This is a genomic window from Terrihabitans aquatilis, assembly GCF_052542005.1.
This window is the reverse complement of sequence record NZ_JBOCUO010000003.1, coordinates 431,129-457,321: the sequence shown is the minus strand read 5'-3', so window position 1 is coordinate 457,321 and position 26,193 is coordinate 431,129. Positions and strand designations below refer to the sequence as shown.

Sequence of the window (26,193 nt, the reverse complement as noted above, 5' to 3'; positions counted from 1 at the left end):
GCCCCCGGCGGCAAGCGGCAGCTCTATGGCTCCGCTCAGGCGTCGTCGTGGTCGCCGCGCAGCCGGCGCGGCAAGGTCACGTGGAAGGTCGTGCCCTCGCCGATCGTGGACGTCAGCGTCACGTCGCCGCCGAGCCGCCGCACATAGGCCCGCACATAGGCAAGGCCGATGCCCTCGCCCGGCTGGTCCTGACGCCCGGCGCGGCGGAACAGCTCGAACACGCGCTCGGCCTCGTTCTCGCCGATGCCGCGGCCATTGTCCGTCACGTCGATCTGCACGTTGCGGCCGGCGTTCTTCGCGCTCAGCACGATGCGCGGCGGGCGCTCGGGATGGGCGTATTTCACCGCATTGTCGAGCAGATTGCCGAAGATCTGCTCCAGCGAGAACTTGTCGGAGACGATGGTCGGGAAATTGCCTTCCACCCGCACCTCGCCGTCGCGCTCGCCCACGCGGTGGCGGATGTTGACCGCGGCGTCCTCGACCAGCTTGCCGATCTCGATCTTCTCGGGCGTCAGCGGCCTCTTGCCCTCGCGCGAAAGCTTGAGGATGGCGTTGATCAGCCCGTCCATCTTCGTGGTCGAGGTGCGGATGAAGCGGATGGATTCGTCGAAATCCTTCTCCAGCTCCACCTCGTAGGCGCTGGCCTCCACGCCGGCCTTCTCGCGAAGGCCGCGCACCATGTCGAAGATCTCCTTGCCAAACTCCGTCAGCTCGCTCGTGAAGCCCATCACGTTGACGAGCGGCGAGCGCAGATCGTGACCCACGATGTAGGCGAAACGCTGTAGCTCGGAATTGGCGCGGTTCAGCTCGGCGGTGCGGTCGGCCACGCGCTGCTCCAGCCCCTCGTTCAGGGCCGAGAGCTCGGTGCGCGCGGCGATCAGTTCGCGGGTGTAGCGCAGCGCCATGAAGGTGCACGCGCCCACCACCAGGAGGATAAGCAGCGTCGCCGCGAACACCGCGCGCTGCAGGTTGGTGATGCTGTCGGATTGCGCGTGGGTGCTGACCTCGAGGCTCTGCTCCACGCGCATCACCAGCGCGTCGAACATCGCCCGCGCCTCGTCCATCAGCACCTTGCCGCGGTCGGCGCGCACCAAAGCCAGCGCCTCGTCGCGCTGCCCAGTCTGCGCCAGGGCGATGGTCTCGGCCAGCTCGGCCATCTTGGCGTCGATCACCTCCTGCAGGCGGCTGATCGGATAATCCTCGGAATTCGGCGCCAACTCCCGCAGCCGCGCCGTCACCTGCGGGATGCGCGCTTTGGCGGCCTCATAGGGCGCAAGATAGGAGGCATCGGACGTCAGCAGGAAGCCGCGCTGCCCGGTCTCGGCATCTTGCAGCAGGCTGCGCAGCGCCACGGCGGAGGCGCGCGTCTGGCGCGAGCGCAGAACCTCCTCGGCGATGGTCTCGGTGCGCACCGACAGCCAGAACGTCACCCCCACGATGGCGAGAAGGGCGGCCAGCCCCACCAGCAGGAGCACGGCGGTGGTGCGGATGAAATTGACGTTCGAGAGCGACATGGGCCGGGATGCACCGATGTCCGGAAGCGGACCCGCGCTCATACATCGCCCATGCGCGGCGCGCTATGGCCAGCAGTGCACAATCCGTGAACATTTTGGGCGCCGCGCACCGCTTTTCACGCGCGCCATTGACGCGGCCGCGCCGGACGGTCATGCCTTGGTGATGTCAGCGTCCGCGATCCGCCTCGTCATCTTCGATGCCGACGGCACCCTCGTCGATTCCTTCCCCTGGTTCTGCACCATCGTGAACGAGGTGGCGCGCCGCCACGGTTTCCGCGAAGCCCGGGAGGACGAGGTCGACAAGCTGCGCGGCATGCGCACCCGCGATCTGCTGAAAGAGCTGCGCGTGCCGTTGTGGAAGGTGCCCGCCATCGCGCGCGACATGCGGGCCCTGAAGCTCGCGGCCTCGGGCGATCTGCGCCCCTTCCCCGGCGTGTTCGAGGCCCTGTCGGCGCTGCAGGCGCGCGGCATCCTGCTGGCCATCGTCTCGTCCGACGGCGAGGAAAGCATCCGCCGCACGCTAGGCCCGGAAATCTCGGCCCTGTTCAGCCATTTCCGCTGCGACGCCTCCCTGTTCGGCAAGGCCCCCCGCCTCAAGGAAACCCTCAAGGCCCTGAAGATCCCGGCCGAGGAAGCCATCTACATCGGCGACGAAACCCGGGACGCCTCCGCCGCCAAGAAAGCGGGGCTCAGGTTCGGCGCGTCGACATGGGGCTACGCCACGGAAGAAGCCTTGCGCGGCGCGGAGCCGGACTGGGTGTTCAAGGGGATCGGCGACGTGGCGGAGTTAAGAATGATATCCGAGATACCAGGTTCTTAGTTCCCCTAAAGGAATGAGAGAACAGGTCGCCTTGGTAATTAAAGATTAAGACGCAATTTCATTGACTTGTTAGCAGTATGGAAAGCATCTTTTAACCTCGTAATCTGCGAGGGCCATCATGACTAGAACGACAGAGGCAGAGATCGGGAAAGCTGTAATTAAAATACTTTCCAGCAAGCCCAATAGGTCGGCTTCTATAGACGATTTAAAGAAGGAAATTCCGAATTATATCTCCCTATCTGTAGAGGATCGAGCCCCGTCTACAACTTGAAATGGTGAAGAGATGTGGGAGCAGCAAGTGCGAAATCTTGTCTCGCACCGCAATACAGTAGGAAATATTATATATGAAGGCAGGGTGGTTTACGGTCCCAATCAGCTATCTCTGCCTTAAGCGTGACGTGCTTTGTAGCCGGGCTTGAACCACTTTAGTTCAGTTCTACTGGGCGCATCCTTATCCCAAACAAACCAAGCGTAGGCTGTTGTTCCACTGCCCTGCTGCACGGCACCGGCAGGATAAAATGTAATTCGTTCGCTGAATACCCAGACACGACTAGGAGGCATCTGCGAGAAAATTGTATTTGCCCGATTAGCACCTTCAAGAAAAGCAAGGCGCAACAAAAGAGCAAATTTGTGCCTTGCTGAATGAATGCCTGAGCGCACAAATCCTTCAGCGGCATTATAAGGTGGATTTGTCACGATATTGTCTGCGGTACGGGAGGATCGCAAGAAATCCACGCCAGCTTCGCCGAAGCCTCGATCATAGAGATCTGAACTTTCGACGCTTGGTGAGGCCTCCATCAACACCTTCGACATGGCACCGTTGCCACACGCACTTTCCCAGATGTTTCCCTCGAAACTTTCATTATCGATAAGCGCGTATGTGGCCCCAAGCTGGCGTAGGAAAGAAGTCTGGACCATTTAGATCAGCGAACCGCTTCGCCGTTGGCTTAAAGCCGCCGTTTAAGTTGTAAGTTGGATCCATCGACGCTCTCTCCCGGCTGACGCATTACCCGCTCAATATGGTTAACGCCGCATTAACATCCACTAGGTGTGGCCGCTCCAAGGCACACAAATAGGATGTTTGTCTCAAGCGCTCTTGGTACCCCCCTCAAAACACCAAAGACCGGTGCACGAACGCCCCGGTCAGCGCCCCATTCCCCACCGCGATGGACACCGAATGCGGCACATGGGCCGCATCCCCGCAGGCGAACACGCCGGGCACGCTCGTCTCGTGGGCCTTCGTCAGGATATGCGTGCCGAACGGCGTCTCCTCCAGTTCGCAGCCCAGCGCGTCGGCAATGGGCGTCGAGGGCGCGTTCTCGGCCTTCGTGAACAGGCCGGCGAAGGGCAGAACGCGTCCATCCTCCAGCCGCACATCGGCATGCCCCTCGATGTCCGCGATGCGGTCCGGCTCGATGGTGATGCCGCGCTCCACGGCCTGCTCCCATTCCGCCGCCTCGGGCTTGAAGCTGCGGTTCAGGAACAGGGTCACCTCGCCCCATTCCGTCAGCAACGCCGCCTGATGAAGCGCCATCGGCCCGGTCGCGATCACGCCGATCCGGCCCATGTCGAGTTCATAGCCATGGCAATAGGGGCACAGAAACACGCTCCGGCCCCAGCGCTCGGCCAGCCCGTCGATCTCGGGCAGTTGGTCGCTGACGCCCAGCGCCAGGATGAGCCGCGCGCCGTGGTGCACCTCGCCGTCGGCGGTCGTCACCGCGAAACCGCCCTTTTCCGCCGCCGCGCCCGTCGCCAGCCCCTCGCGCCAGCTCAGCGTCGGATAGGCCATCAATTGCTCGCGGGCCTTGCGGGCGATCTCCGCCGGGTCCTCGCCATCATGGCCGATGAAGCCGTGGGAATGGGCGGCAAAGCGGTTGCGCCTCTGTCCGGCATCGATGACGAGCACCTTGCGTCGCGCCCGCACCAATTGAAGGGTCGCGGCCATACCGGCATAGCTGCCCCCGATGACGATCACGTCATGGCGCATGATGATGTCCTTTGTGATGTGCCGCGCGCCGCGAGAATTCGTCGGCAAGATCGGCCAGGGTGACGGAGGCGAAACGGGCCAGCAGCAGGGCCTCGGCCTCGGCGAAGACGCCGTCCAGCGCCGCGTTCACGGATTGCTCGACCAGGCACTGCGGGTTCTCTGAGCGGTTGCCCATCGCGAAGAAGGCCGGCTCGCCCAGGGCCTCGTGCAATTGGCGCAAGGTCACCGCGCCGAGATCGACCGCAAGCGACCACCCTCCCGCATGCCCCTTGGCGGAGGTCACGTATCCGGCCTCGCGCAGCAGCCCCATGGTGCGGCGCACCACCACCGGGTTGGTGGTCATGCACCGCGCCAGCACGTCAGAAGTCACCGGCTGGCCCATATCGGCCATGTGCAGCAAAGCGTGGAGAACGGAGGAAAGGCGGCTGTCCAATTTCATGTAACTTCGTTTATTACGAATAAGCCTGGATAACAAGGCGCACACAAATCTTGACAATATTCCTATTCTCTGCTACACGTATTGGCATCCTCACCCTGCGAGGAGCGTCGGCCGGGTACCAGGCGGGCGGCGTGGGATGAGGAGCGGCGCCTGCGCCCGTGGTCTGGTCGCCACGGTCCCGGGAGGCTGGAGGTTAGGGCGTGCAGAGATGCGCGCCTGACGAGCGGGCCCGTCGGGCACCATGACCCGTCTGCGACGATTGGATCGCTGGGGACGGTTCGGGTGGCCGGGGCCGACAAGGCTTCGGCGGCCCGTGCCGTGGAAGCGCCCGCCGCCTCCGGACAGAAATCGCCGCGCGTGGGGACGCAGATTGCGTCAACACTTTTGCTTTCGAGGACGCCGTCTGCGTCCCCCGCTCCTCGTGAGGGAGCACCTTCCGGACATCGCGACAGACGAGGAGACGCGAGGATGAATCACGCCCCTGCTCCGCAGCACCCTGCCCCGCCCGGAGACACGGACCGCCTGCGCCGCGCCCATGAGCGCGATCCCGCCAGCGTGCGTCTGCTGAAAGCCCTGTCGGGTGCCGCCGGCTTTCTCGATCATTGCCCGCACCGCGCCTGTCGCCGCGCCAAGGCCTGCACCTGGCATTGGCCCAGCTGCTATGCCCGAGACGAGGCCGGGTTCAAGGCCGTGCTGCACCCGTTCGCCTGGGCGCTCGGCCTGTCCGCCGGGGCGCTTCCTTCCGACGACACCGAAACATCCCGCATCAATGCCGATCTGCGGCTCGGCCTCATGCTGCTTCAGGCGGCGCGGCTGGAGGGCATGCTCGTCCTGCCCCGGGAAGGCGGCTCGCCCGAGGCCATCCATGCCCTCATGCGCGATATCCGCACCATCGTCGTGGAGGATGCGGAAAAATCGCTGCCTCCGGACACGATTACCGGCGCTGCCCCAGTTGACGACACCCCTCCCGATGGCCAGTTTCGAGCCTACCCCAGAAGGAAAGCCCGATGCCCGAGATCCGCCTCGTCCCCTGCCTCGCCGACAATTACGCCGTCATCGTGAAGGAGGGCGAGACCGTCTTTCTCGTCGATGCGCCGGAGGCGGCCCCGATCCGCGCCCAGCTCGACGCCGATGGCTGGCGGCTCACCCACATCCTCATCACCCACAAGCACGACGACCACATCGCCGGGATCGCCGAGCTTGCGGCGGCCGACAATCCGGAGGTGATCGGCCCGGCGGCCGAGGCCGACAAGATCCCCGGCCTGACGAAAACCGTGCGCGAGGGCGACGTGGTGGAGGTCGGCCCGCTGCGCGCCGATGTCTACGACACGCCCGGCCACACCCTGGGCCACATCGTCTATCATTTCGCCGATCTCGGCCTGCTGTTCTCGGGCGACACCATGTTCGCGCTCGGCTGCGGCCGCCTGTTCGAGGGCACGCCGGCGCAGATGTGGGATTCGCTGAAGAAGCTGCGCCGCCTGCCGGACGACACCATCGTCTATTGCGGCCACGAATACACGCTCTCCAATGCCCGTTTCGGACTGGCGCTCGACCCGGAGAACGAGGCGCTGCAGACGCGCGCGGCCGAGATCGAGCAGGCCCGCGCCGATGGCGTGCCCACCGTGCCCTTCCGCCTCGGCCTCGAAAAGCAGACGAGCCCCTTCCTGCGCGCCGACGATGCGCTGCTCGCGGGCCGTCTCGGCAAGGTGGGCGCCAGCGGCGCGGAGGTGTTCGCCGAGATCCGCGGCCGAAAAGATCGTTCATAACCCCGTTGCAATAGCCGAGAATCTGGGGCATAGAACCGCCCACACCGAGGCGGCAACGCCCCGGCATTGAACTGGACACGCGGGCGTAGCTCAGGGGTAGAGCACAACCTTGCCAAGGTTGGGGTCGAGGGTTCGAATCCCTTCGCCCGCTCCAGTTTTCTCCTCAGAAATGAGCAAGTTTAAAAGCGCGGCGTCGAAAGACACCGCGCTTTCTTTCTGGTCGGTCAACACCTGGTCAACACGCGGAGTGGATCGGCGCATCGATATCTCCCGCACCTACTCGGGACGGATGGAGAAGCCCAATGGCTGATAATCCCATTGAAGAAGGAAGCGGCAAGTCCTCTATCGCGCCAAAACGCAGTCGCGGCCGCACGCCTAAGACGGACGCGGAGATCCCACTCTTTCCGACCGAAGCCCACATTGCACGTCTCGTTCTAGGACCCGGGCAACCGAACTATTGGCGCGGCATCGCTGGCATTCTTGAGTCGCATGGCCTACCCAAGATTGATCCCATGATGGGCGGACGCTACTGGCCGGCGGTGAAGATGTTCTTCGACCAGTGGGCTGGGATTGCTACCCAGCCCACTCTGCCTGTGCGCGACGGAGTCGAGAACTGGCCAGTGAGCAGCCGCCGGTTGGTTCGCCCGGGAAAGAACTGATGGTGTGGAAAAAGGATTGGTGGCTGGGCGAGGCCGACAGCATCCCGGGCCACGCCTGTGACGCTGCACTCGGGCGCCTGAAAAAGCGGGTGCGCTGTAAAGCTCCCGCACGGGCCTCTGGGCTCAACCGCGCACGTGAGCGATAGTCGGCATGATCCCCCCGTTCAACATATCAGGTGTCCTGCCTCCCTTTGTGGGAGAGAACTCAACGAACAAGGCTGCGATGTCGCCATACAAGGGTGACTTCAGTGACCTAGCCATTAGCCTCGGAACGACGCCCCAACGAGTTGCGCTGCTGCAGGGTTTAGCCGCCTACCGGACAGCTCTTCGTAAAGCAGGTTTTGCAGAGGGATTTCAGTGGATCGACGGCAGCTTCGTGGAGGACGTTGAGACCTTGAAAAAACGTCCTCCGAACGACATCGACGTGGTAACATTCGCTGCCCTGCCTTCTAGCCCAACTGAGCAAGCGGAGATCTTCGAGAAGCATGGCATGTTGTTCGATCCCGGTGAGACAAAGCGGATCTTTCAATGCGACGCGTACTTCGTCGACCTTGCAAAGCCGCCAGCGCTCCTGGTCAAGGACACTTGCTACTGGTTTGGCCTCTTCGGACACCAGAGGGTAACTTCTCTCTGGAAAGGTATGATCGAAGTCCCTCTTAGCTCGGACGACGAGCTTCTCCAGTTCGTAGTGGAAGTCCCAAATGCTTAAACTTCTCGAGAAGCAAGCGCTCCGGGCCGACCTAGCAAGCGTCGAGGGGCTGCTAAGTGAACGCACATCTGCACAGGACCCGATCGGCTGGATGCAATTCAGCAAACGCGCCGAGAGGCTCCGCGGCGAGTTGGAACGGTTAGAGGCAATTCAGCAGACCTCGGCCGCTGTTGGCCTTTTCTTTGGCGGCAAGCCGGTCCTGGGCTCCAAGGGCATTCAGGCTGACTTCGGCAGCGAAGCGATCATTAAGTTCCAAGAAGTCGTGACCACCAAAATGGCATCCACGCAGGGACCGTTGGCCATGCGCGGACCGATCCCTCAGCGGGACCGAGCACAGCTCATGATCACGGATGTCGCTCGGGGGTCGTTCGGGTTCGTCCTTGAGGAAGCTGCCGCCGATCATCTCGTAGACAGCTCCCTAAAGAAGGTCGTGGATGAGACCGTTGACCTCTTGTATCGCATGTCCGCTCCAGATCACGAGGCATTCGAACTAGCCCTAGAAACGGTTGACGACCGTCTCCTTCATTCCTTGCAGCACTTCTTCCGACTTCTAGATGAGGCCGGCGCAACTTTACGTCTGGTTGAAGGCGATCGGGAGTTCTCTTTGCTCAGCGACGCTATAGATCGTGGGCGGCAGCGAACCGACGCATTGTCGGTGTCCGAGGAATCCGTTCAGGAAGCTGGCAAGCTATACATCCTTCCCGAAGGCCGAAGGTTCGAGCTCCACGGATCCACTGGTGAAATCCTCCGCGGGTCTATTCCACGAGAGAAGGCGCTCTCTGCTCCGAGCAAAAGCTGGGATGAATTCATAGGCAAAGAGTGGATCGTGCTGCTGACCAAGAGGGTGGTTCAGATGAGGTCGCAAACCCCGCGCACCTCCTATTTCCTTGAAGACATTCTGGACGATTTTGCCGGAAACTAGCGTGCACTTTCTGCGTGTTTGCAGGGCTCTGCGGATCGCTGCATTGCAGAACAAGGCTCACGGCCTCGTGCTCACTCCCGAGTGCCAGACCAGCTCATAGAATTGGTCATCCAGCTCCAGCTCCTGCACTGCCCCGCGCTGCTCAACGAGCAGGAACTGCAGAGCTTCGGCCTCATCGGCGCCGAGCATTACGGGACCACGCTGGATCAACTGATCGCCAACCAACACACTGATCGCGGTCTGCCGTGACTTCAGTCTTGAAGATCCGTCTCGCTCTCCATAACCCTGTTCCGCGCGAAATTCCGTTCGCTTCCCGGCTGCTCGCAGACGTTAGATGCAGTGGTCATAGGTTGGGCTCCAGCGCCCACTTGCGAGCACATTCCTCGGCGCCTCCCATGCAGCCCGCGAGGTGTTCGCCTCGCCGTGCCTCGAAGTCCATTAGCAGCGCGAGGCATTCGCCGGCCTCATCATCATCAGGTGCCGCGTTCCGGACCACCCCCGCAATGGCACCCATAAGGTCATCCATGTACTCGGATAGCTGGTTGGCGATGCCTTCAGCGTGCCTATCGCACTCGATCCGAGGCATGTTAATTGCGCCTACGAAAACCCACTGAGCAGCGCCCATTGCCTTGTAGAGGCCCAAGAGCGCGCCGAGGCGGATTCCTGAGAAGTCGGGCACGGGTAAGCTGGTGGCGCCGGCCGGAATATTGCTTGTCATCGTTAGTCTCCCGCAAAGGAAGGGGATCAGGCCAGGGCGGGCGCTGCGCAGAGACGCTGGATCAGCATGGCCACGAACAACTGAGACGCGAGTTCCTGGGCTTCGAAGGAATGGGAGCCGTCGATGTAGGCAGCCTTCGCGAGTGCCTCAGATTCGTTGAGCGGCCGATAGGTGAGAAGATCGGCGCGCGCCTCGACTTCGACCACGTGCGCAGCGTCTGCCTCACGCCCAGCCTCGATCACGCCCGAGGCTTGCTCACGGGCATCGTATGCTGTGCAGGAGCGCTCCAACCCTCCAGTGCCTTTGTCTCAGACCGATCGATGGCGACCTTCATCTTGGCCGCTCCATCCGGAGACATCAGGCTGGCCGATGGCCCGCAATGGATCCGGCGTAGCTCATCGTGGCGGCGCTGGATGGCCTCCCGAATCTGGTAACTGAGATATCGCGAGCGCTCATAGCCGTCGCCCTCGGGCTCACTGCCTCGATATGCGATCGGCACGAATTCATTGCGCGCGTCCTCCGCCGCTTGGAACCGATCCTTAATCGCCTCCAGGTACGCGGATGCAGCTCTATCTGCCTGCACAGCGTTCTCGTGCTTCTCAAGCAGAGCCAGAAACTGAGGGCTCATCTTGAGGGCAGGCTGGGCAGCCATGGCTGTGCCAGCAGTGGCGACGGGGAGAGAGGCGGCCGCGCCGGCCAGCAAAGCTCGACGGGACAGCTTTGCGGAAGGCATAGCTTCACCGGCAGCCGAAACGGTGTTCGTCATGGGGAGCGCTCCAGATGATTGCGTCTAAACGATCATGACAGAACCCATACCAATCGGGCGCTGCACTGTGTTTTAATCACAGTATGGAGTTAACTATCCATAGTATGATCTGTCAATGCTAAAACGTGTTTTAGACACAGTGTGACGTGTGATAGCCCTATTTAAAAGCAGAGGATCGCATGCTCATAACGGGAAATCAGCTAAAGGCCGCTCGCGCGCTTGTCGGTATGGATCAGTCCACGCTTGCTGAGAAAGCCGGCGTCCACCTGAACACAGTGGGCGCGATGGAAAAGCGGCGCGAACAAGCGCTGATCAGCGGGATGCCGACCATTCGTGCCGTCATGAACGTGCTGGAGGCAGCAGGCGTCGAGTTCTTGAACCATGGGCGCCCAGGTGTGCGACTTCGCGAGCGCGAGCAATGATAAGGTGGGCCCAAGGCCCAGTGATCAGAGCAGATATTGCGAGTTGATCAGCAGACCAGCGCCCAACATAATAGCTCCACCAAGAAGCGCGCCCCAAAGGCTGTACAGCAGACGAGTTGACCCTCGTCTGGATCGCTCTTGCCCCTTGCCCCAGCCGATGAGGCCACCCCAGGCCACGCCGACTAGCAACCACGTCAGCAGCGTTGTGGCCATCCCCGCCCTCACTCGCTAAACGCCGGCGCCCGTTGCGGGCTCGTTGTGCCCGGGGCGAACCAATAACTCTGCCCGAACTCCTTCTCAGCATACTGCTGCATTCGGCTGAAGCTCTGCCGATAGTCTGGATCCACGGCCGTCTGCACCTGATCAAAGATCAGCCGGTCAATTCCCAGCCGCGCCCACCAGATGTTGGCTCCAGGCGTCCATCGCTTCGCGGCCCGCAACAGTGAACGTCCAGGGTTACCCTGCTCTTCACCTACTATGCCGCCAGCAGCGTCTCGGAGGGCTTGATAGGTGTTCACTGCCTCTCCGATCACTGGGCCTACAACAGTCTCGAACGGGCCTAGGCCTGTTCTCGTGATCGTTGACGAGAGAAGGTCACCATAGATGCCCAGCGCGCCACCTGAGAGCGTGGCCGAAGCCCAGAACTTGGGATCATCCATTGGCCTCGGATCTTTGCCGGACAGGAGGCTCTTTGCCTGCACCACCAGCGCACCCGCGGCTGTAGATGCGACCATGAATGACACCGCCTGAGCGGCGCCTTGAGGGGTACCGGCGTTGAGCCACAGGCGCATCCCGTGCGTCATGATCATGGTCAGCGGGAAGCTCTTGAATTGCAGGCTCGATCGCATGAACTCGCCGGTCAGCGTGCCGCGCTTGGCCATCGCAAGTTGGGCTGTCCGAGCGCCGCTCTCGATCACCGCGTAGCGCCGCTCGTCGAAAATGGCAGCCAGCATCCGGTCGGATAGCGCACGATCCTCGACCGCATCAGCGTCCCAGAATTTGGCGCCATCAACGTCGAACAGAGAGGCAGAGCGAAGAGTCTCCCAGTCGGCTTCTCTGAAGCGGTGCCGCTCCAGAAAACCACGGAACTTCGGGTCGATTTCTGCGAACCCTTTGCCTGACTGATCGGCGATCAGCCCGAGAAACTCCATCTCGAAGGCCCGCTTGATGCTGTTAGTCCATCGGTTCAGCCCCTGAAGACGCATCACCGCATCCGCGGCCCGGCCGGCGACATTCCGCGGCAACACCTCGTCATCGAAGCGCTGAGCGCCGAGTACGTGGTCCATCAGTGCGTGCGATGTGACATTCAACCGGGCGGCGGTGGCGCGCGTGTCCGCGTTCTCGGTGACGATCTCTTGCATCGCTCGCGAGATAACCCGCGCCATCGGCAGGCCATTGTGGTTCGCAGCGAAGGCCGCAGTCACGGTATCACCAGGCACGGCCGACACCACAGCGCTGCCCAGATTCGCAGCACTGGAGAGGGTACGTGCGGTGCCGAAGATGGTGGCTACCGTTGAGCTCTCTACTGCGTTGAGCTCGCCCGTCAGGTATCGATACATACGATCGAAGGCTCCGGCGCCAGAGAACCAGTGAGCCGGGTTGAGCGGACGAAGCCCGCTCTTCTTCATGTCGCCTTCTGAGACGATCCTCTTGAGCATTGCAGCCGTAGCCGCATGGTCAGGGCCCATGATCTGCACCAGCGCGACCTCACGTGCCGCTCCCTTGAGGTGGCCGATCATCATGTCGAGATAACCGCCGGTGCCGGGACCGTACTTGTCCATCAGCCTGAAGAAGGCAACGTTGCCCGCCTCATTGTCCTGGAAGCGGAAGACACGAGTCGCGGTGCCGAAGCCCGGTGCCGCTCCGCTTGTGCCGCCGCGTTCGAACTGGATCGCATCACGAGCCGCGCGGACGATGTCCGGGATCTTATCGGCCGGCGCAGGTGCATAGGTCTTCTTATCCCATATGCGCAGCGCTCCCTGCGAGACGGCATCCAGGATGTCGCGCTCGAAGTCGTCACCAAATTCCCGCACCCGTGCCGAGTCCCAGAACTGCGGCGACCGCCAGTCGCCCAACTCGTGAAGCAGACCACCATTGGCGCGGTAAAGCTTCACCGCCTCCTCATTAGCCGTCCTGAAACCAACGGCAGCCCGCTTCGCGACGTCATCGCCGGTGTCAACGCCGCGCAGTTCCTGGATCGTCTTCCTGCCGCCTGCAGAATCAGCCACTGCACCAGGCAGGCGAGACTTGTAGGCCTCCAAAGCTTCGCTGAGATGCTTGAATAACCGCCGTTCGACAACCTGGATCTGGCTTTCCACGTTGCGCACGCCACTCTCGAACGGATCGCCCGCCAGAACGGCGGAGGCGCCCCAGCCCACTCCCTTGGGATGGGCAAGAACCTCGTCGCGGATTCTCGCCTGCTGCGTCGCCTGGATCGAGACCTTCAGCTTCCGCTGCCTGGCCTGATCCAGCATGACGTTCGCCACCTCAATCGCGGCAACGGCATCAGCTGGTGCGCGGCCAAGCGCGTCGGCTGATCCTTCGACCAAGCTGCGGTGGAATTCCTTCGCCCGCTCGCCGAGCTCAGGCTTGATCTGCCGCGCTTCGACAAGGCGATCAATGCAACCGGAGACGTCGCTGGCACCCTTGGACTTGACCGCCTTCATGCCATGCCTCCTGTCGCGCAACCCCGGATCATCTCCGCTGCAGCGATCTCGTCATCGATCTCATCAAGCACTTCGTTGAGATTGCGCTGTGCTGTGACCGTCGAGCCGTCGGCCGCTTCCGAACTGAGCTCCACAACGAAGGCTGGATCATCCGTCCTTAGACGATCGGCTCCTCGAAGAGCTGCCTCGATCGCTTCCGGAGTTGTGGCGTCATCTGGAGTGCTGAGCCTCGCGGAGCCGATTCGCTGCGCCAAGGCAGGATCAGATGGGAGGATAGCTTCCGGCGGTTCGATCAACCTCGGCAGCTGAGGGTTCTCCAGGAAGGTAGCCGGCCTGGCGCGGAACTCATCGAGCATGCGGGCCGCCGCATCGTCATCAGCATCGACGATCATCCGCGCGAGCTTGCCCGCCTCGTCCTCTGTCAGGTCGTGACCTGCGCGCGCTGCCAGCTGCTGCAGCTGGCCGATGATCGGTGCCGGAGCCGGGGGACTGCTTGCAGGGGCCGCCGGCGTGAACAGGCGTTTCAGGCGGCCTGCCACATCCTCGGCCATGTAGGTCGCGTCATCAGGATCTCCGAAGCGCGCAGCGTAGGCACCGCCGGCATCCTTGATGACATCCTCCACGTCTCCACCAAGGCGCTGCACCTCCGAGATCAGGACCTGCATGCGTGCGACTGACAGTCGCCCATCCAGATCGAGGTTCGTTGGATTTTCGGGAAGGCCACGGAACGCGACGGAGAACTCTCGCACTGCATCATCCAGCGTGTCCACGGGCTGAAGAGCATCGGCAATCCGGTTGAGGCTTTCCTGGTCCGTGGGAGCATCGCCGTAGAACAGGAACTTGCGCTCGGCAGCGGTGAGGCTGTCCGGATCCGCGTAGTCCATGTCTCCGAGTTCGGAGACCCGCCGCTTCCCGTACTTCTTCAGGATCGCGGCCTCAGTCGCCCGCGCATTGGTGCGCAACTGGTCGAGCTCATCGAAGACACTTCGCGGATCCTGGGACCATCGCTGTGCAAGAGCGACAGGATCATTGAAGCCTTCGGCGGCCATGAGCGTCGCATCGAGGCCTTCGACATCAGAGGGCTGTGAACGCGAGCCCGATCGCGCTGAGAGAATGGCTGAAGACCCGTCGTCGAAGTCGAGCAACGCCTGCTCTGACAAACGTGGCGCAATCGGCTCGCCCCGCTCTAACGCGGACACCGTGTCCTCCAGTCCCTTCCGCAGCTCCAGCCCTGCCTCGCTAGTGGAGAACGGGTTAGAGCGCTGGAGAGCATCCTCCGCCTCGATGACATTGCCCGCGTCGCGAACCGAAGTTGGCCAGGAAGACTGCTTCACATGGCGCCAGGCAACCGCAGCGCCCTTGATGCCAGCGCCTAGGATCGCGCCGCCGGCTGCGGCGGTGGCGATGTTTCCTGCGATGTCGGAGGCGCCGTATTTCGGGTCAACGCTCTGCTTAAAGTCGGAGCTGGCGACTTCAACAGCGGCCTGAGATGCCATGCCGATGCCGCCTTCTACCAAGGCGGTTTTCAGGATGCCGGTTGCTGCTCCGGCGCCGAAAACCATGGAGCCCAGGTTGATCGGGTCACGAAGAGCTCCGCCCACACTGCCGATGAACTGCCCGATTGATCCTCCAAGGGTCTGCGGCCGCTTCTGAAGGTCCGTGAGGCCTTTCCTTGCGGCGCCGGACCGCTTGCGCACCTCGTCCCCAACTTCAGCGCTGGTAAGCCCCGGGAGGCTGACATGGCTGAACCGCTCCCGAAGGCCGGGCATCTCGTCGTCAGCCCATTCGGTGATCGCCTCGGCCGTAGAGGCGGGACCGAACAGGTTGAACGGTAGAGGCACGCTCTCGCCTGTGGCTCGCTCGAACTCCTCCATGCGTTCGCTGACGATCTCGAGCCGCAGGATGTCCTGGGCGTTCGACGCCGAAAACTCCGTGGCTTCCCGCCAGGCAACCGACAGGCCTTCGCCGAGCTCTACGGGGGGACCTGCAACTTCCGGCGTTCCCGACGGGTCGAGCAGCTGGGCATTGTAGAGATCGAGCATCATTGTCCGACGACCTCCTGCCAGGGGGTTCGCATGAGCCTCTGCGTGGTCGCTTTAGATCGCGGAGATGCAGACGAAGGCGGCTGCGCAAGATCCACTGCAGTCAGGTCCAGGACGAACGGGCGGCCGATCTGGAAGGCGTCGCCCGAGCCGCTGTTGGTCACCGCCACCGCACCATCGAACGAGACCCAGTACTTGCCGTCTCCGACGGACATCAGAGTGGCGCGCCGCCGGATGACCTCACCTGTGAGAGGTGTGCCGTCGGCGTAGAACGCACCGGGCACGGGACCAGAGCCGAGCGCCATCAACCGCTGATCGAACTTGGCCTGGCTCTCACCGGGCACTGCCGTCGCTATGCGGCTGCCATTGTGGAGCACGACACCGCCGGTGACCGTGTTTACGGCTTGAGCAAGGCGGGTGGTGTTCAGCTTGCCGGACCTGTCATTCGCCGTGAATGATAGGTCGGCGTAGACGGCCTCAACGACCTTTTGCAGCTGAGCTTGAACTGGCGCGGCCGCAGCCGGCATCTGGGGTAAAGCAGCGACAACGGTAGAAGAGGCTGTGCCTTCCTTGGACCAGCCAAGTTTCTGCTCCGCCTGCAGAGCCTGTTCTCCTCGCAGGATCTGCTCGGCGGCAGCTGGACTGGAGCGGGCCAAGCCACCAGCCCAAGCGAGCGCCGCGGTTTCATCCTTGCCGGCCAGCTTCGCCAGTGTCGCTCGCAATGTGGCAGACGGCAGAGTCTCAGCGAGATCCTGCACAATGCGAGTGCGGCCAGCGAGGTCGGAACGGGTCCATACAGCCTGCAGTGCCTCGGCCTCGCCTGGACGAAAAGCTGCGACACTGGAGGTCTCTTGCGTAATCTCTACAAACGGCGCTCCGGCAGCCCGCTTCTGCAGTTCGGCACGAAATGCTTCAGGATCGGAAGCGTCTAGGCGACCCAGCCGCTCCTCTGGACGACTGGGCGATCGCGTCACGTCGTAGAAGTAGAGGGGATCGTCCCGAAGCTTGCTCTCAAGGCGCTCCGCACGCTCTCGCTTTATACGCCAGATATCGACAGCTGCTGGGTTAGCACCAGTCGCCTGCATGGCAGCCCCTTCAGCGTCCACCGCAGCACGCTGTACCGCCACGGGAACGGCAGGCGATGTCTCCTCGAAGGCGACGCCGTAAGCTTTCAGCCCATCACGTACTTTCGCGACGGCATCAGGGCTGTCTGCGAGACGCGCATAGCGGCCGAGCTCGACGAGCGTTTCCTCATTCGGGCGGATGCCGTCCTTGAGCCCGCGTTCCACATCGGTCCACGTCTCGTTGAGGAACCCGGTGGCGTCTTTGCGGTAGGCCTTTAGCTCCTCGGAGCTTACCTGAGTGGCGACACCGCCCATCTTGCGATCAGCCCAGGCGATCACCTCACCGACGGTTTCGCCGCCGACGAACTTCCCCGTCCGTTTGTTGATGTTCGCCCTGTAGACTTTCTCCCCGAGCACCTCCCGGACAGGGGCGCTTGGATCTGCACGCAGAAGAGAAGTCGCTCCGCCGGCACCGGCGAAGTGAGCGAGATACTTGGTACCAGGGGTCACGGGCAGGCCAGCGGCAGACAGTGCCGCACTGTTCTCTTCCTCGTAACGGGCGGTCATCTCCCGCGAAAGCGCCGGGTCATTGCGAAGTGCGAGGATCTCGCTTTCCGTCCTGCCGGCCGCAACATCGGGGCGATTGCGGCGGATTACATCCAGCCACGTGCTCTCGATGAACTGCCCCGCACCGGTCGCGGTGGAATCTGGGTTCTTCGCGGTGGCGACACCGTTGCTCTCTGCGCTGATAATGCGGTCGGTGATGCTGCCCCCAGCATCAACGGTAGCCAAACGCTTCTTTCGAATCTCCGGCAGCTGAGCCAGATAGCTGTCAGACTTAGCGCCGAAGCGTGCTGACCTCAGGGCGCCCGCCTTCACGTGCGCGCCGGCACCGCGCAGCTGGGCGTAAACCCGATCATATTCAGGGGAATCCGCGCCAGCGGCATTGCTCTTCAGGTCCTCGATGAGCGCGTCTGCCTCCTCCAGAATTGCCACCTTGGCTTGAGCGCTTTCTCCCGCTTTACCGGCAATGAAGGCGCGCGCTTGCTTGATGGCCGCCGGCTTGTCCGCAATGTCGCTGGCGTTGATCGCCGCCTCGGTTTTCTCGAATACAGCAGCCGCCTTCGAACGAGGATCGCCAGGCGTCTTGTCCCATCCGCGCTCAATGGCCCCGAGCAGGCTTTCCGAGACCGCCTCGTCCTCGAAGACCTTCATGTCTAGATCAGCATGCTCTTGGCTGTAAGGTGACAGGGGCGTGGAGACGCGGCGGCCGCGGATCGCACGGATCTCTCCGACCTTCTCGGTGTACTCTGGATCGTTGACCCGGCCCGCGCGAGCCAAGCTCTTGGCTTCGGTCGAGAGCACTTCAAGGCGCGACTTGTCAGCGTCCTCCGCCCGCGCCATCGTCACCTTCATCTGCTGATCGGCAACGCGGTCGATGGCTCGAACGCTCTGCTGATCGACGTACACGCCAAGAGCGTCGGCAGACCGAGCGTTCGGGGCGCCTTTGATGATCGTGGATCGAAACGCGCTCATGGCCGTCTTCAGCCCTTGTGGGTCGGTCGGGAACTGTCGCTCCAGATCGCCCCGCTTAAGATCGATGGCGTTCTTTTTCTCATTCAGCCATGCGTCGGTGGTCCGATCCTCCAGCTCTTGGAAGAACCCGCCGACGGATGCGACACCTTCCGCGATTGAATTGATCGGTCGAACGAGATCGGCGCCCGACAGGCTCGACTTTGCTGCCTGGGTCGTCGAGTTCCTGCGAGGGACACTGGGTAGATCGGCCATGCTTTCTGTCTCCGGTGAATGGGAGACTGAGCCGTCGGTGATATTCTGCAACGCACAGAACTGCGGCGATGATGATGGAGTGCGTGCGGGGCAGTTGAGTGCGTTGCAGGCGTCCTGCGATGCGGCATGCTTCTCGCAATGAGGAGAGCCGCAATGACCCCCGCCCAATGCAGAGGCGCTCGCGCTATCGCGAGGATGACGCAGGACGAGCTAGCTGCTCAGGCCCAGCTCAGCCCGCGAGCCCTCCAGAAGTTCGAGGCCGCAGAGACACGGCCTCACCGCACCAGTATCGCCTCACTTCGCGCCGCTCTTGAGAGAAGCGGCGTCGAATTCCTTGAGGGCGGCTGGGTGCGTTGCCAAGCGAGCAACCATACACACGGAGAGTGATATGAACGCGCCCGTAACGACTGACGTCCACTCGCACTCGATCGCCGCCCTCTGCGCAGCTATCGCGACCGTAGTTCGAGCGCTGGATGCTCAGCAGGTTCTTGATCGCGTTGTGATCTCGGACGCGATGAAATCCGCGCTGCCTGCCATGAGAGCGGAGGAGACGGATAAAAACCTACCGCCCATGGGCTCGTTCATAACGACGCAGATCATCAAGATGATTGATGAGCCTGGGTACGGCTTCACACCGGTGATTATTGAAGGTGGGAAAACAGACTGAAGAGGACCTGCCCGGCGGCGGTAGAGGCGTTCAACGAGAAGCAAGGCATCCGCAACTCAGGCGGCAACAGGACCGCGAAGCAGCTGAGCAAGGCGACCCACAACTCCCCTGATTTACAGACAGAGATCGCGCAGCATACACCACGGCTCATCCAAGCAGCCTAGAGGGCGCCATGTTCTTCACATCAATAGGTCGAGTGCTCGCTTACATCCTGTTTGCTCTTGGAGCGATGCGCACTGGTATGGGCCTATACGTCGCCATTAATGGTACGGCCGCGGATGTGCAGCGTTACATTGGCTCGGGGACAACCGGCGAAGCAATCGATCAAGGGCTGATGTACCTGATGGCAGGCGTCGTCCTTGGCGTCATCACCGAGATCAGCCGAAGCGTCTCAACGGCCAATGCAGTTCGCTGAGCTTACGACGGCGCTGTACGCGAGCAAGACAAGCCGTCAGACTAGGATGCTTTAAGCAGGAGAGGACTATGGCCATTCACATCAACGATCTCATTGAAGACAAGGCGCGCGGCGGTGATGGCCTTTACGCGATAGCTTACGCGCTGCTCCAGCTTACCGTTCAGCAGAAGGCGACTGCCAAGGCCCTTCAGGAGATTGGGGTGTCAGAGTCCATCGACCATCCTGGGGCCCTTGAGAAGATCGCGATCGAACTTACGGCATTGACCCAGACACTTGCAGAGCGGGATTAGGAGCTTCGGTGAAGCCCGTCCTGTTGGCTGTGGCGCTGCTGGCGATTTTGTCTGCAGGAGTGCCCAGCGCCGGCAATTCCGCTCCCATCACGGGCCGCGCCTCGGTCATCGACGGCGACACGATCGAGATCCACGGCCAGCACATCCGGCTTTGGGGCGTGGATGCCCCCGAAGGGCAGCAGACCTGCCAGAACGCGGCGGGCAAAGCCTATCGCTGTGGGAAACGCGCAGCGGATGCGCTGGACAAGCTGCTGGCTGAAGCGCGCCCTACGAGCTGCGAGCCGGTCGATGTCGATCGATACGGGCGCGTTGTGGCGCGCTGCACGGCCGGTGGGCGGGATGTCGCCGAGGCGCTGGTTCTTCGCGGTCTTGCCGTCGATTATCCCATGTTCAGCCGCGGCGCCTATTCGGCAGCGGAACGAGAGGCCCGATCAGCGCGGCGTGGTCTCTGGCGTGGATCGTTCGTCAAACCGTGGGAATGGAGGCGGGCCGAGCACCACCGGCGATAGATCGTCAGTCCGATTGACCGCCTTCTCAGTCCGTGAACAGACTAAGAACATGCCTCGCTTCGTCAACAATCCCCGCACCGTCCAAGACTTCATCGATATGGAAATGGGCCTGTTCGGCTGGTGCGATGTCTGCCAATCGTCCGTCAATATCGACCTGCACCGCCTAGGCACGCTGAAGGGCTTCGACCTCGATCTCTACCAGCGCCAACTGCCCATCAAATGCGCGCGCTGCGACACGCGCGTTACGCAGTTCCGTGTCAAGGCGAATCCGCTGTCGTGGCGGCGCGAGGAGGATGGCTAGTCGCTTTCTCTCACCGGCTCGCGGATATGCTTTTGTGGTTCGCCAACATCAGCAGCACAGCGGCATGGTACGATTGGTTTAAGCCCCAGCACGCAGGACCGATGATCTCAACATTGCACATCGCCATGGCGCCACCTCTCGTTCAGAGGCAGACTGGCGGGTGCAGAGAATGCGGCAACGCACAGCGGATAAGGAGTTGAGATGCCCAATCATTTGCTTTACGGCAGCGCCGTTCTCATCTGGCTGCCTCCAGATGCTGATCCTCGTCAGCCGGATTTCAGTATGGATGTTGCGAGCGCCCCACCAGACCCGAATCCTGAGCCATGGTGGCGGTTATCCGACGCCGTCAGATATGCTTGCACCCTCGACCACGACACAGGGAAGATCCCTTGGATCAAGGCGGGTGAAGATCTTCTCGGGCCAAAGGAAATCCGAGAGATGTTCGAAGGTATTGGGAGCATCTGAAGATACCCGCACATAAGAGCTGCGGATGCTTGAATGCACCGGCGGCTCCGAATTGGTTGCAGGGGCAGGATTTGAACCTGCGACCTCCAGGGTATGAACCTGGCGAGCTACCGAGCTGCTCCACCCTACGTCAAACTGGCGGGCCGGGCGCTACTCCAGCTATCCGGCTTCAACGCTTGGCCGGCACCGTCCGTCGATGGCTGCGTGTCTGCTTTCCACGCCGCCGCCAGTGATGAGAGGATGGCGCGAGGACCGAGAACCCACAACGCACTGGAGCCGTCGTGACAATCCACCAGAAGATCGCCCGTTGGTGGGATGGAGAGTACAAGCATGCGGAATACCCGCTGATCGGGATCCGCCGGCATCGGCACTGGACATCAACCTGGGCCAACCGGATGTCGGGTTGGTTGCTGACGAACGCCTGGCAACTCGCAGGTACCTTGATCGCTGCGGCCGGCGTCTGGGTGGCCTACCTCGCCATCACGTGACTGCGATCGTCATTCATTCAACGCTGATCAGGCCGCTACGCACCTCTTCAGTGATGTCGATAGCTGGATCACTCTTGTCCGGAGGGTCCAAGTAATACCTCGCACGCTCTTCCAAATCGCTCCCAACTCCTATCCTCACCTGCCGCACGCGGCCCCAGTACTCGCCAGGCTCTAGGGTTTGACCGTCGGTCAGGATAACCGGCATTAAAGTGTGGAAACGGATGATGTCGCCTTCGGGGATCTCTGGCAGCACAGGTGAGCCTCCATTGTAGACACAGCCAACCATGAAGATGTGAAGGCTGTCGAGGCCTGCAGTTTGCAGCGAAAGAAAATTTGGGCGACTGAGCTTACCCGAAAGTCTCTCGCGGGCAGACTAGGAAATCCACGACCCGCGCCAAATTTTGCACCCCCCACCCCCTAGTGACGGTCCGCTACAACAAGGGAGGTGGGTGCCGGGCCTTCCGGCGCCTGGTGCCGTGCAGACCGGGTGGATACCTATGCGGGGGGTGTAGTGTTTGCGGTCTCAATGATCCGGTAGACAGAGCCCCGGCCGATCCCAACACTCCTCGCGATCTGGGTAGGCGTCTTCCCCTCGCCGAGCAGCCGCAGCACCTCGTCGCTCTTTGCACGCGCCGTCGGCTTGCGGCCCTTGTACTTGCCCTCAGCCTTGGCCTTCTCGATCCCCTCGCGCTGGCGCTCCAGCATCATCTCCCGCTCAAACTGAGCAAAGCCTGCGAAGATGGTCAGCACAAGCTTGCCGGTGGCCGACTTCGTGTCGACGACATCGCCACCCAGGTTCAGAACTCGCAGACCAACACCCTTGGCATCAAGATCTTTGACGATCGCCCAGAGGCTCGACGTGTCGCGCGCCAGGCGATCCACCTTCGTCACCACCAGCGTGTCACCTTTGCGAGCAAACGACATTGCCTTGGCCAGTGCATCGCGCTGCGCGACTGAGGACACCCGTTCAGAGAACATCTCCTCGCAACCTGCGGCTCCGAGATCCCGCTGTTGGGCCTCCATGCCTGCTTCCTGCTCCGTTGTAGAGGTCCGTGCGTACCCGATCAGCATGTTCGCTTTCCGTCCAATAGATTCTAGACCATTGAGGCGGATGGCGTCCGGATTGTCAATCGGCTCTATTGGACACATTTGGTCTCTCATGTGGACGCGTCCGGTAGATCAGGCTCTATGGGACGATGCTCACAGCTGAAGGATGACATTCACTCCGAACATCGCTCACCGAGCGGAGGGAGAACTTTGTAACCTGCGTCGGCAGGTGGTCCGATCGGCGCCTGTGGTGCCGGTTCCGCGCGGCCGCCAGCTCTGGGGAAATCCGGCGGCGCCAAGACGTAGCCGGCCGTGACCTGCACGCCGACACCAATGCTGACCTGCGTCCGAGCAACTTCTGCCGCAGGCTCCAGCCCTTTGATTGCTTGCACAGCCGCGGTGAGATTCGCGTCCTGGTCTCTGATCTGTGCCAGTCGGCGAATGTTCTTGCCACGCTCACCGTCGCGCATCTCTTGCAGAACTCGGTTGTAGTGCTGCTTGGCCAAGGGATGCGCCGCATATTTCAGGGCCGTCGATACCGCGATGCCCATATGAGCTGCGGCCTCCCGGACATTCATGGGCCCCTTCTCGCCGTCCAAGGTTCCGATCGCCATCAGCTCGCAGAGCTGTTGAGCGCGAGGAGACATCTTCGGCGGCCGCCTCATCCGATCCAAGCTTGGGGTCAACGATCTGGCCATTCCGCGTCCTTCCTATCCGTTTTTCGGCCCGTCCTCTTGGCCAGAGCACCACCATTGCGCGACCTCATCAACGCACTGTCTGTTTCTCTTGAGCTGAAGCTATGCGGCAGGAAGGCTAGGTGGCAGCAGGTGGCAGGTGGGACTGTTTACTCACACACGCGTGCGCACGCGTATCAGTGTAGACCTCTGCTCGTGCCACCTCGTGCCACCTAGTCATTAGCGCTCCTCGACCGGCCGTTTGGCTTCAGGCGCACACCGCTAAAGGCGCGGGCGCCTTGGGCCTTCTTCCTTCTCTGGAAACCTTGCCGCTGCATCCGTTCAGCGAATTCCTTGGCGCCGCCAGAGCGCTCACCAGCCCGCGCTGCGAAATCCGCCCATGATGAAAACAGGAGGGAGGAGAGTTCCCATTTGTGCTCGTTACCGGGTTCAGCGTCACAGAGCTCATCGATCCACTGACCAAAGACATCCTGAGCGTCGAAATACTCATCAGTAGCGTGCTGCACGCTGGCCGGCCGGCTGAGGCCATTGGCTTGCCAATCCAAGCAACCATCGATCATCCATCGAAGGATCCCCGGATGTTCTGCCTGGAGTTTCGTCTCGAGCTCGGGATCGGGCCGCTGGGGCTTTAGCGTGAAAGGAACGATGTTGAAGCGACGACGGGCTGCATCATCCACGCTGTGGAGAGCAGGCTTGTGGTTGCCCACGATCATGAGCTTGAAGGTCGGGGTGAAGGTGAAGAAGTCTTGGCGCATAAATCGAGCAGTGATCGGGTCGCCGCCGGTCAGCTGCTTGATGCGAGCCTCAGCCCAGGCTTTTCCCTCCTCCGTCTCAGAAGCAGTGACAAGGCGTGCTCCACGCAGCATCGCAAGTTCGGTTGGGTGCCTGTCACCATGAGCCGCAGTGAAGGTGTCCATGCTCGCCGTCGTCGCATAGTCGGCAAGGATGCCCGTCAGCACGTTCAGGAACACGCTTTTCCCGTTCCCGCCTGGCCCATGAATGAAGAGCAACGCGTGCTCTCGTGTATTGCCGGTGAGGCTGTACCCCGCCCACTGCTGCAGAAAGCGGATGAGCTCCTGATCACCACCAGTAGACTCCTGCAAAAACTGCAGCCAGCGGGGGCAAGTGGGGCCAGCAGCAGGAGCTACTGCCAGTAGCCGAGTGATCCTGTCAGAAGGATCTGGGCGTCGCAGCCTTCCGGTCTTCAGGTCCACGGTCCCGCCGGGTGTTGCGATGAGAAATGGATCAGTGTCCCAGCACTCCGCCGTGACCGCGAAAACTGGATCGGTGCGTGCGAACCGTTCCACGCCAGCAGCGAAGGCAGTCTTCGAAGCAACAAACCGAACCTTGTCCGGAGCTTTGATCGCTAGCTCTCTCGCAAGCTCACGTGCCTGATGGAAGGCGATACCACGTCGCTCCTTCTCCCAACGCTGGCCTGACCAGACGAACCATGAACCGGTGCTGTGGCAGTACAGCAGCTCGCCAGCGTGCTCACGAGCAAAGGCTAAAGCCACCCCATCTTCGGTGATGAGTTTGTCGAGCGGAGCCTTCTTCGGTTTCATCTCTCGGACAGTAATTCTGCCCTGCAGCCGCGGGTCCGTGATCGGAAGGTTCAAGAGGCGAGCTCCTTCCATACGTCAGCGAAGTCGCCGCGGGTGGTTGGCGTGACGAGATTGACCTCTGCGTCTGCAACAAGCCACCGCTGGCCACACTGATCTGAGGCACGCTCATTGGCGCCGGAGTCGTCTGTCTCGCCCAAAATGGTCAGCGCTTCGATGCCTTGCAGCACCGGGAAGTTCTGGATGCCTCCAGCTGATCCTAAGGCCCAGGTGGGGCGGAAGCCGGCTAAGCGAGCCGCCAAGCAGGTCTCCATGCCTTCGCCTACCGTCAAGCCGGTTGTGACATGTTCATCCGCATCGAGCTTTATGGCGGCGCCCTTGGCCCTGCCCAGCATCAGACGATCGATCTTCGTGCCATCGGCCTTGAGGATGGTTCGCTGGATGCCGCAAGGTTCGTCTGTCCGGACGTCCCGCATCAGGCACACCATTCCGGAACATCTGCTGCCGGCGTAGCTCAGTGCGGGGCGGAAGCGGATCACCTGCCCGGTAATCGTGTCTTCTAAGCCGACTGCTCGGGATCGCAGATAGACCTCTACAACGGTGCCTCGAGGATCACTCGCGCTATTCCAGATCGCCAAAGCTCGAGCGACGCGGCGGGCCTGTTCCGCATCAGTGATTGCTGATGGGGAAGACTGGGGAGGCGGCGAGGAGCTCGCTGAGCTCGGCCACTCCGGCGATGCCTTCCAGTCGCCAAGCCCCAATCGCTGTCGCACGTAGTCGCGGCACTGGATAGGGTCGTCACCGGCATAGGAGTGCACGATGAAGCCATCCTTGCCAGGCGGTGTGTTGGTGCTGAACAGGACCGATAAGCTGCGGTCGGCCGGTGAGTGACCAGGCCCGGGTGCTAAAATGGACTGGGCGCCAGCAACGCGTCCGCCAAGTGCCTTGGCATATGCACGCAGGTTCATGGAGTTTCCTCCACCGCTACTTGCGACCAGGATCCTGTGACAGTGAAGCCCGGGAGGAAGGGACAGTGCAGCTCATCAGCGCGTGCTTCAGCGTCGCTTAGAGCCGAGGCCAGCTTCCGGTGGAGGCGCGAGATCGAGTCCCATGTGCCATCAGGCTGAATGAGAACGATCTGGTACCGCATGCCAGCGCCGCGAACGCTTGGGCTTGTTGCCCAAACCTCGACGAAAGTCACAGGTGCGGCGGAAAAGGGAAGGCTGGCCTTCATGGCGTGCCCTCCACGCCGACCCAGGCGGTAGGCAGGTCGACCTGGTCCAGCATGGCAGGCAGAATCAGCCGACCGAGGGGAAGCCAATCGCCAACTTGCGAGAGGCTCTCACAGGCGCTATTTTCTCGAGGTGTAGTCTGCTCGCCAGCGACGACATTCCCGAGCCCGGCACGACCGCCCGTCGTGGCCGGGTTCATGTTTTCAGGCATTAGGCCGCAGCCTTCCCCTGATCCGAGGTGGA

General features: G+C 61.9%; 30 protein-coding genes and 2 tRNA genes. 16 read left to right on the top strand and 16 right to left on the bottom strand.

Translation table 11 applies throughout. The features are described from left to right. Positions 1 to 35 precede the first annotated feature (35 nt). The gene (locus ACQ6S1_RS13120; protein WP_445041656.1) at positions 36 to 1,556 is read right to left on the bottom strand and encodes a sensor histidine kinase; all 1,521 of its coding nucleotides are present in this window, start codon (positions 1,554 to 1,556) and stop codon (positions 36 to 38) included. Positions 1,557 to 1,677: 121 nt separating this feature from the next. Between ACQ6S1_RS13120 and ACQ6S1_RS13115 the strand changes: the two genes are divergently transcribed. Beyond that, complete coding sequence (locus ACQ6S1_RS13115; protein ID WP_445041655.1) at positions 1,678 to 2,334, top strand: HAD hydrolase-like protein; 657 nt, start codon at positions 1,678 to 1,680, stop codon at positions 2,332 to 2,334. A gap of 387 nt (positions 2,335 to 2,721) precedes the next feature. Here the strand turns inward: ACQ6S1_RS13115 and ACQ6S1_RS13110 are convergent, their stop codons facing one another. The 3 genes from ACQ6S1_RS13110 to ACQ6S1_RS13100 all read right to left on the bottom strand — a co-directional run bounded on the left by ACQ6S1_RS13110 (position 2,722) and on the right by ACQ6S1_RS13100 (position 4,760). Beyond that, positions 2,722 to 3,252, bottom strand: coding sequence for a hypothetical protein (locus ACQ6S1_RS13110; protein ID WP_445041654.1), 531 nt, complete (start codon positions 3,250 to 3,252; stop codon positions 2,722 to 2,724). A 190-nt stretch (positions 3,253 to 3,442) separates the two neighbouring features. Further along, positions 3,443 to 4,321: an NAD(P)/FAD-dependent oxidoreductase gene (locus ACQ6S1_RS13105; protein ID WP_445041653.1), complete on the bottom strand. Its 879-nt coding sequence runs from the start codon at positions 4,319 to 4,321 to the stop codon at positions 3,443 to 3,445. Continuing rightward, entirely contained in the window at positions 4,311 to 4,760 is a 450-nt protein-coding gene (locus tag ACQ6S1_RS13100) for an Rrf2 family transcriptional regulator (RefSeq protein ID WP_445041652.1), read from the bottom strand. Before ACQ6S1_RS13100 ends, ACQ6S1_RS13105 begins: the two co-directional genes overlap by 11 nt. A gap of 468 nt (positions 4,761 to 5,228) precedes the next feature. Here ACQ6S1_RS13100 and ACQ6S1_RS13095 point away from each other — a divergent pair, with 468 nt between their 5' ends. From ACQ6S1_RS13095 to ACQ6S1_RS13065, 7 genes are all read left to right on the top strand, one after another. Beyond that, positions 5,229 to 5,822 (top strand): hypothetical protein, encoded by a 594-nt coding sequence (locus tag ACQ6S1_RS13095; RefSeq protein WP_445041651.1) that lies wholly within the window; start codon positions 5,229 to 5,231, stop codon positions 5,820 to 5,822. Next, entirely contained in the window at positions 5,768 to 6,526 is a 759-nt protein-coding gene (gloB, locus tag ACQ6S1_RS13090) for a hydroxyacylglutathione hydrolase (protein WP_445041650.1), read from the top strand. Before ACQ6S1_RS13095 ends, gloB begins: the two co-directional genes overlap by 55 nt. Positions 6,527 to 6,605: 79 nt before the next feature. Then, a tRNA-Gly gene (locus ACQ6S1_RS13085) sits at positions 6,606 to 6,680 on the top strand. Positions 6,681 to 6,828: 148 nt separating this feature from the next. Then, a complete protein-coding gene (locus ACQ6S1_RS13080; RefSeq protein ID WP_445041649.1) occupies positions 6,829 to 7,185 on the top strand; it encodes a hypothetical protein in 357 nt (118 codons plus the stop codon). 151 nt (positions 7,186 to 7,336) lie between these two features. Then, positions 7,337 to 7,894 (top strand): DUF6932 family protein, encoded by a 558-nt coding sequence (locus ACQ6S1_RS13075; protein WP_445041648.1) that lies wholly within the window; start codon positions 7,337 to 7,339, stop codon positions 7,892 to 7,894. Continuing rightward, positions 7,887 to 8,816, top strand: a complete 930-nt coding sequence (locus ACQ6S1_RS13070) for a hypothetical protein (protein ID WP_445041647.1) — start codon at positions 7,887 to 7,889, stop codon at positions 8,814 to 8,816. The genes ACQ6S1_RS13075 and ACQ6S1_RS13070 overlap by 8 nt, the downstream gene beginning before the upstream one ends. An 81-nt stretch (positions 8,817 to 8,897) precedes the next feature. Then, complete coding sequence (locus tag ACQ6S1_RS13065) at positions 8,898 to 9,065, top strand: hypothetical protein (protein WP_445041646.1); 168 nt, start codon at positions 8,898 to 8,900, stop codon at positions 9,063 to 9,065. A 94-nt stretch (positions 9,066 to 9,159) separates the two neighbouring features. Here the strand turns inward: ACQ6S1_RS13065 and ACQ6S1_RS13060 are convergent, their stop codons facing one another. Genes ACQ6S1_RS13060 through ACQ6S1_RS13050 form a run of 3 tightly spaced genes read right to left on the bottom strand, consistent with a single transcriptional unit; the run spans position 9,160 to position 10,300 of the window. Beyond that, complete coding sequence (locus ACQ6S1_RS13060; protein WP_445041645.1) at positions 9,160 to 9,534, bottom strand: hypothetical protein; 375 nt, start codon at positions 9,532 to 9,534, stop codon at positions 9,160 to 9,162. Between the two features lie 26 nt (positions 9,535 to 9,560). Then, entirely contained in the window at positions 9,561 to 9,776 is a 216-nt protein-coding gene (locus ACQ6S1_RS13055) for a hypothetical protein (protein WP_445041644.1), read from the bottom strand. Then, a complete protein-coding gene (locus ACQ6S1_RS13050) occupies positions 9,773 to 10,300 on the bottom strand; it encodes a hypothetical protein (protein WP_445041643.1) in 528 nt (175 codons plus the stop codon). Before ACQ6S1_RS13050 ends, ACQ6S1_RS13055 begins: the two co-directional genes overlap by 4 nt. A gap of 179 nt (positions 10,301 to 10,479) precedes the next feature. Here ACQ6S1_RS13050 and ACQ6S1_RS13045 point away from each other — a divergent pair, with 179 nt between their 5' ends. After that, positions 10,480 to 10,722, top strand: a complete 243-nt coding sequence (locus ACQ6S1_RS13045; RefSeq protein WP_445041642.1) for a helix-turn-helix domain-containing protein — start codon at positions 10,480 to 10,482, stop codon at positions 10,720 to 10,722. 221 nt (positions 10,723 to 10,943) lie between these two features. On the opposite strand, the gene ACQ6S1_RS13040 is transcribed toward ACQ6S1_RS13045, so the two are convergent. The 3 genes from ACQ6S1_RS13040 to ACQ6S1_RS13030 are packed head-to-tail and all read right to left on the bottom strand — an operon-like array spanning position 10,944 to position 18,282. Further along, a complete protein-coding gene (locus ACQ6S1_RS13040; protein ID WP_445041641.1) occupies positions 10,944 to 13,388 on the bottom strand; it encodes a hypothetical protein in 2,445 nt (814 codons plus the stop codon). Further along, positions 13,385 to 15,433: a hypothetical protein gene (locus ACQ6S1_RS13035; protein ID WP_445041640.1), complete on the bottom strand. Its 2,049-nt coding sequence runs from the start codon at positions 15,431 to 15,433 to the stop codon at positions 13,385 to 13,387. Before ACQ6S1_RS13035 ends, ACQ6S1_RS13040 begins: the two co-directional genes overlap by 4 nt. Then, positions 15,430 to 18,282 (bottom strand): hypothetical protein, encoded by a 2,853-nt coding sequence (locus ACQ6S1_RS13030; RefSeq protein ID WP_445041639.1) that lies wholly within the window; start codon positions 18,280 to 18,282, stop codon positions 15,430 to 15,432. Before ACQ6S1_RS13030 ends, ACQ6S1_RS13035 begins: the two co-directional genes overlap by 4 nt. A gap of 388 nt (positions 18,283 to 18,670) precedes the next feature. Between ACQ6S1_RS13030 and ACQ6S1_RS13025 the strand changes: the two genes are divergently transcribed. The 6 genes from ACQ6S1_RS13025 to ACQ6S1_RS13000 all read left to right on the top strand — a co-directional run bounded on the left by ACQ6S1_RS13025 (position 18,671) and on the right by ACQ6S1_RS13000 (position 20,929). Next, positions 18,671 to 18,949, top strand: a complete 279-nt coding sequence (locus ACQ6S1_RS13025; protein WP_445041638.1) for a hypothetical protein — start codon at positions 18,671 to 18,673, stop codon at positions 18,947 to 18,949. Positions 18,950 to 19,121: 172 nt separating this feature from the next. After that, positions 19,122 to 19,364, top strand: coding sequence for a hypothetical protein (locus ACQ6S1_RS13020; protein ID WP_445041637.1), 243 nt, complete (start codon positions 19,122 to 19,124; stop codon positions 19,362 to 19,364). A gap of 68 nt (positions 19,365 to 19,432) precedes the next feature. Further along, positions 19,433 to 19,654 (top strand): hypothetical protein, encoded by a 222-nt coding sequence (locus ACQ6S1_RS13015; RefSeq protein ID WP_445041636.1) that lies wholly within the window; start codon positions 19,433 to 19,435, stop codon positions 19,652 to 19,654. A gap of 8 nt (positions 19,655 to 19,662) precedes the next feature. Continuing rightward, positions 19,663 to 20,163: a thermonuclease family protein gene (locus ACQ6S1_RS13010; RefSeq protein WP_445041635.1), complete on the top strand. Its 501-nt coding sequence runs from the start codon at positions 19,663 to 19,665 to the stop codon at positions 20,161 to 20,163. 49 nt (positions 20,164 to 20,212) lie between these two features. Further along, the gene (locus ACQ6S1_RS13005) at positions 20,213 to 20,464 is read left to right on the top strand and encodes a hypothetical protein (RefSeq protein ID WP_445041634.1); all 252 of its coding nucleotides are present in this window, start codon (positions 20,213 to 20,215) and stop codon (positions 20,462 to 20,464) included. A 201-nt stretch (positions 20,465 to 20,665) separates the two neighbouring features. Then, complete coding sequence (locus tag ACQ6S1_RS13000) at positions 20,666 to 20,929, top strand: hypothetical protein (protein ID WP_445041633.1); 264 nt, start codon at positions 20,666 to 20,668, stop codon at positions 20,927 to 20,929. A 53-nt stretch (positions 20,930 to 20,982) separates the two neighbouring features. On the opposite strand, the gene ACQ6S1_RS12995 is transcribed toward ACQ6S1_RS13000, so the two are convergent. Then, positions 20,983 to 21,059: transfer RNA gene (locus tag ACQ6S1_RS12995), tRNA-Met, on the bottom strand. 151 nt (positions 21,060 to 21,210) lie between these two features. Here ACQ6S1_RS12995 and ACQ6S1_RS12990 point away from each other — a divergent pair. Next, positions 21,211 to 21,417, top strand: a complete 207-nt coding sequence (locus ACQ6S1_RS12990; protein WP_445041632.1) for a hypothetical protein — start codon at positions 21,211 to 21,213, stop codon at positions 21,415 to 21,417. A 13-nt stretch (positions 21,418 to 21,430) separates the two neighbouring features. Here ACQ6S1_RS12990 and ACQ6S1_RS12985 read toward each other — a convergent pair whose 3' ends face one another. From ACQ6S1_RS12985 to ACQ6S1_RS12965, 5 genes are all read right to left on the bottom strand, one after another. Further along, complete coding sequence (locus tag ACQ6S1_RS12985) at positions 21,431 to 21,670, bottom strand: hypothetical protein (protein WP_445041631.1); 240 nt, start codon at positions 21,668 to 21,670, stop codon at positions 21,431 to 21,433. 242 nt (positions 21,671 to 21,912) lie between these two features. Then, positions 21,913 to 22,488, bottom strand: a complete 576-nt coding sequence (locus ACQ6S1_RS12980) for a recombinase family protein (protein WP_445041630.1) — start codon at positions 22,486 to 22,488, stop codon at positions 21,913 to 21,915. Between the two features lie 149 nt (positions 22,489 to 22,637). Further along, positions 22,638 to 23,078, bottom strand: a complete 441-nt coding sequence (locus ACQ6S1_RS12975) for a hypothetical protein (protein WP_445041629.1) — start codon at positions 23,076 to 23,078, stop codon at positions 22,638 to 22,640. 293 nt (positions 23,079 to 23,371) lie between these two features. Beyond that, positions 23,372 to 24,775: a phage/plasmid primase, P4 family gene (locus tag ACQ6S1_RS12970; protein WP_445041628.1), complete on the bottom strand. Its 1,404-nt coding sequence runs from the start codon at positions 24,773 to 24,775 to the stop codon at positions 23,372 to 23,374. Then, positions 24,772 to 25,686: a DUF7146 domain-containing protein gene (locus ACQ6S1_RS12965; protein ID WP_445041627.1), complete on the bottom strand. Its 915-nt coding sequence runs from the start codon at positions 25,684 to 25,686 to the stop codon at positions 24,772 to 24,774. The genes ACQ6S1_RS12970 and ACQ6S1_RS12965 overlap by 4 nt, the downstream gene beginning before the upstream one ends. Positions 25,687 to 26,193: the final 507 nt, after the last annotated feature.